5 protein-coding genes and 1 pseudogene are annotated in these 3,925 nt (G+C 57.7%); all 6 read left to right on the forward strand.

Annotated elements, in window-relative coordinates:
- Nucleotides 1–299, forward strand: a pseudogene (locus QD409_RS35165) (methyl-accepting chemotaxis protein); the annotation flags it as partial.
- 162 nt (nucleotides 300–461) lie between these two features.
- Nucleotides 462–980 carry a MarR family winged helix-turn-helix transcriptional regulator gene (locus QD409_RS35170; RefSeq protein WP_430765005.1) on the forward strand — a complete coding sequence of 173 codons (519 nt, stop codon included), beginning with the start codon at nucleotides 462–464 and terminating at the stop codon, nucleotides 978–980.
- On the forward strand, nucleotides 977–1,573 hold the full coding sequence (locus QD409_RS35175) for a gamma carbonic anhydrase family protein (protein WP_430765006.1): 597 nt from the start codon (nucleotides 977–979) through the stop codon (nucleotides 1,571–1,573). Before QD409_RS35170 ends, QD409_RS35175 begins: the two co-directional genes overlap by 4 nt.
- A 229-nt stretch (nucleotides 1,574–1,802) precedes the next feature.
- Entirely contained in the window at nucleotides 1,803–2,138 is a 336-nt protein-coding gene (locus QD409_RS35180; RefSeq protein WP_430765007.1) for a hypothetical protein, read from the forward strand.
- A gap of 115 nt (nucleotides 2,139–2,253) precedes the next feature.
- Entirely contained in the window at nucleotides 2,254–2,826 is a 573-nt protein-coding gene (locus QD409_RS35185; RefSeq protein ID WP_430765008.1) for a hypothetical protein, read from the forward strand.
- A 142-nt stretch (nucleotides 2,827–2,968) separates the two neighbouring features.
- The gene (locus QD409_RS35190) at nucleotides 2,969–3,679 is read left to right on the forward strand and encodes a tetratricopeptide repeat protein (RefSeq protein WP_430765009.1); all 711 of its coding nucleotides are present in this window, start codon (nucleotides 2,969–2,971) and stop codon (nucleotides 3,677–3,679) included.
- Nucleotides 3,680–3,925: the final 246 nt, after the last annotated feature.

Here is a 3,925-nt window from a genome sequence, read left to right on the forward strand (position 1 = left end):
GGCTGCAGGAGATCAACACCGCCGTCAACACCATCGATCAGGGAACGCAGCAGAATGCCGCCATGGTCGAGGAATCCACCGCCGCGAGCTACAGCCTCGGCAAGGAAGTGACGGCCTTGAATGACCTCCTCGGCCAGTTCGCGCTTCAAGGCGGCCGCAGCCAGGTTCGGCCAGCCGTTGTGACGGAGCAGTCCAGCCCCGCCGCTTCGCCGGCGCGTTCGCTTCGGGCAAGGATTGCCGGCTCCTTCGGAGGCTCCGGTGGAGCGGCGGCGGCAACGGCGTCCTGGGAAGAGTTTTGATCTCATACGTCTTAACCAGTCCCTAAAAAATTGTCAGACGCTGGTATCCGGAACGCGGCCAAGTTGGCCGCGTTCCTTTGATTCTCGCAGCTGCTCAGTGGACGATCACAATAGCGCAACGTCCCTTCTTGACGTCGTGCTGAAATCATATATGCATATGCTATGCAATTACTAGAAGCCAACAAACTCGGCGCGCTCAGCGCCATGATCCGCGACCGGACGGAAGCGTCCTTGGCAGGACTTTCGCCGAGCGCGGCGGCCGTTCTATCGATGTTACACTTCAAGCCGGGACTGACGACGACGGAACTTGCCGTGATTGTCGGCGTCAGTCAGCCGAATGCCGTGCGGTTAATCGATGGGCTGGAGCGCCAGGCGCTGATTGAGCGCGGTAAACCGGAGGGTCGCATCACGCCCCTGACATTGACGGAGGCCGGCCACGCGCAGGTGCAAGAGCTACACGCTCTCCGGCTGGCTGCGCTCGACGACTTGCTGGCTGCGCTACAACCGGACGAGCGAAAGCACTTTGCTTCCATGCTTGATACGATTCTTGCCGGTGCGACGACCTCCCGCGCTTTTGCCAGAACAACATGTCGCCTCTGCGAGCATGATCTTTGCGGCCCTGAGGTCTGCCCGATCGGCTGTCGCGCGACTGAGATTGAGAAAAAGGAAAATCACGAATGATCATTTCTTATGCAGAACATTCGCCGACGATCGATACCGACGCCTGGGTTGCTCCGGATGCCACGGTGTGCGGCGATGTCGTCATCGGTGCTGGCAGTCGCATCATGCATGGCGCCCGCCTTATAGCGGAGGCAGGCGGGTCGATCCGCATCGGCCGCAACTGCATTGTGTTGGAAAATGCAGTGATCCGAGCCACAGGCCGCCATCCTTGCGCGTTGGGAGATCACTGTGTTGTTGGTCCCAACAGTCATGTGGTTGGCGCCGAAATCGACGATGAGGTCTTCGTTGCTACTGGCGCGGCAGTCTTCCATGGTGCGCACATCGGCCGTGGATCAGAAGTTCGCATCAACGGCATCGTACACCTGCGCACCCGCCTCGAGCCGGATACGACCGTGCCGATCGGCTGGATTGCCGTTGGCGATCCAGCTCAACTCCTACCCCCGGACCAGCACGAGGCGATCTGGTTGCACCAGAAACCGCTTGACTTCCCGGGCTTCGTTTACGGTGTCGATCGGAGCTTGCCCAATGTGATGCAGAACATCACGACGGGTCTCTCGGCCGCGCTCGGTGTACATCGTGCGGAAAGCGTTTAAACAAGGTCAGATGTCAGACGCTAAACTCTGTCGCTCACGCGAGACCTTATGACAAGCGCATTGGATCTCGGCAATGTCGTTACGTTGCGTGAAACGCTGCAGCCGTCTGCTTTGGCAAAGCCCTGGGTTCAGCTGGGAAATCACCAAACTGGCGTTCGTAGATCATGGACATGCGGCCCCCGAGTCTGTTCCGCCATTCAAATCAATGGCTAGCGCGAAAGGACATTCAGTGAAGAAAATCGTACTGCTTATGGTCGCCGCGCTCTGCGCTGCACCGGTATGCGCCCAGGAGTCGGAGGCGGTTTCGATCATCGATGTTCCCGATTTGTGGATTTGGAGCTCGATGACGCTCATCATGAACGGTCAAACGACCGGTGTTCCGGAGGACTTCAACCCCACACCGACAACCATCGTCCCCGTCGTGCAGCGCGCTCTGAAAGCGTCCGGCAAGGCATGCAACGCAGTGACCGCGATCACGGTCCCGAACCGGGATCCACGTGTCTTCGATATCGTATGCGACAACGGCCGTTACAAAGTCTCAGGGGCCGGGAAAGTCGAAGGCTAAGCTCGTCCTTCGGCCGATCGAGTCGCTTCTTCTATTCTCTGCATAAATCATCAACAGGTGGACCATTTTATCTTCGATCACTAGTTTTCTTGTTCTCGGGCTAACTGCGCTTCCTATGATCGGCGTGCTCACCCTGATGGTGATAGGTTTCCGAGCCCTCCTTACCTTTCTCCTCGGCACAAGGAAGTCGAAAGACAAGGTGATCGAAATGCGAGAGGTGTTTGGACAGCAGCGTACCTTCTCGGTCATGGCGCCCGTCCATTGGCTGGATAGGTCAGACGAGGAATACTTCCACATCAGTGCATCCGAAAACGGGCCGAGCTTGACGGGCGGGGCATGGCGCTATGATCAGCAGACGTCACTGCGCCAATTCGCCGACGCCCGTTTTGCCGGCGTCGACGGCATGAAGTTCTTCAAACAAGTTGGAAAGGAATTCCAGCTGGAGAACGGAAGCATCGTACGAGAATATGCCGGGTTCTGGCCTGGCGACCGAAAGATGACCTCCTACATCGTCGTTTGCTCGGCGGCTGAAGGCATCGCGGTCAACCTTTCCCTGTCGACCGCACGGCGCGACTATCGGGCAAATCGTTTCTTCTATCGCAGGCTCCTCTCCAGCCTCCGCATCCTACCGGCTTCGGCAGGCGAGGATCGGCCGCTTGAATCTACCTCAACTCAATCACGACCATAGGCATGTTGATGTTATATGTCCGCCCACGTACCTCTCGTCTTGCCAAGAGCAATGGCCGACAGTCTTCTCGTGTTTCGCCCATTGATCTTGGATGGCGATTTGATTGCAACCGAACGGCCGCAAGCACCTACGGTATTTCTCAATGAGACAAGTTATCCGTAACATCTATCTGTTTGCGGCGAGCCTATTGCTTGCGTTCGGCACCCCTTCTGTCTTGCTGGCCGGCTACGATGAAGGCTACGACGCCTATCAGGCGCATGATTACGCCCGCTCCTTAGCCGAATGGAAACCCTTGGCCGAGAAAGGAGAGGTGCACGCGCAGTATGCGCTAGGAATGCTCTACAAGAATGGTGAAGGCGTATCTGTCGACGGCGAGCAAGCGCGTAACTGGTTTCTGAGAGCAGCAAACCAAGGCCATGTGGCTTCTCAATACGAATTGGCGGCGATCCATCTCGGCCTGTCGGCTGTCAGCATCGGCTCGCCCGACCGAAAACAAGGTTTTTTCTGGTTGAACAAGGCGGCTGAACAGAATTATGCGCCGGCGAAATCCGCATTGGTGCTGTTGGGAGACGCACCGGTTTATGAGCCCTCATCGTCACTATCCGAACGGCCACCCGTGGCTGCCAACGAGACAACGCAGACGCTGGGCGCACATGTCTTCGGCGCCCTCTATGATGTCATTGGCTGGATCATCGCAGCCGCATTGTTCGTCTATCTGGCCCTTGGATCCGGCGCGCTTCGCAGCGAGATCCAAACACGGTTGCCATCGCTGTTGCACAAGAGGAGCGTTTGTTTGTCGCTCGCAACCTTGGCGGCTTTTTTCGCTGTCGTGCAGATCTCGCACCGGCTTTAGCATTACAGTTGCATTTTCGCCTTCAAATGCGCTCGTCGAGCGGCAGCCTGATGGGCGCGCCTCCAGCATGACCACGCGATGACGTAGGCGGGCTTTATGCGACGCTGGGCAAGCCTTGTGGCGATGCGCCGGACTTCCTGGATAGACCAGCGGATTAAATCCTGATGGTCGGCATCCGCGGTCTTTTTTGGGGCGTCACGTCATTGGCGCGATACCGGATCACCGCCATCATGGCGAAGGCGAGCA

Origin of the sequence: Rhizobium sp. BR 315, from assembly GCF_050577975.1 — a bacterium.
GTDB lineage: Bacteria > Pseudomonadota > Alphaproteobacteria > Rhizobiales > Rhizobiaceae > Rhizobium > Rhizobium miluonense.

Bases quoted from the DNA above. Each gene is read 5' to 3' on its own strand.
- QD409_RS35175 (WP_430765006.1), top strand. From the start codon at position 977: ATGATCATTTCTTATGCAGAACATTCGCCGACGATCGATACCGACGCC.
- QD409_RS35185 (WP_430765008.1), top strand. From the start codon at position 2,254: ATGATCGGCGTGCTCACCCTGATGGTGATAGGTTTCCGAGCCCTCCTT.
- QD409_RS35190 (WP_430765009.1), top strand. From the start codon at position 2,969: ATGAGACAAGTTATCCGTAACATCTATCTGTTTGCGGCGAGCCTATTG.
- QD409_RS35170 (WP_430765005.1), top strand. From the start codon at position 462: ATGCAATTACTAGAAGCCAACAAACTCGGCGCGCTCAGCGCCATGATC.